This window comes from Isoptericola croceus, assembly GCF_029382255.1.
Lineage (GTDB): Bacteria > Actinomycetota > Actinomycetes > Actinomycetales > Cellulomonadaceae > Isoptericola > Isoptericola croceus.
This window is the reverse complement of the sequence record NZ_JARLLG010000319.1, coordinates 1-268: the sequence shown is the minus strand read 5'-3', so window position 1 is coordinate 268 and position 268 is coordinate 1. Positions and strand designations below refer to the sequence as shown.

Sequence of the window (268 nt, the reverse complement as noted above, 5' to 3'; positions counted from 1 at the left end):
CAACACCTCACGGTCATGCTTTTAAGCCTCATCAGGCATTTTTCAAGTTGAAGCATGAGACAAAGCATGAACACATCTTTGTGGTTGGAAATACTGGCAGGAAGTTTGAGATTATTCTTGATTTTCTTGGTTTGGTGGAGAAATTTTATTACCTCTCTGGCAGATATGACATTGAGCTGACTGTTGGGGATACTGTCATGGAGAACTCTTTCTTACGGCTGCTTGGTGAAGTTGATTTAGATCTTCCCGAAGCACCTGAGAAGGCAGC

Annotated in this window: 1 protein-coding gene; it reads left to right on the top strand. The window is 42.5% G+C overall.

Annotated elements, in window-relative coordinates:
* Positions 1–268, top strand: a 268-nt coding sequence (locus PZC42_RS24760; protein ID WP_277214203.1) for an oligosaccharide--protein glycosyltransferase subunit 2, incomplete at both ends; no start/stop codon positions are given.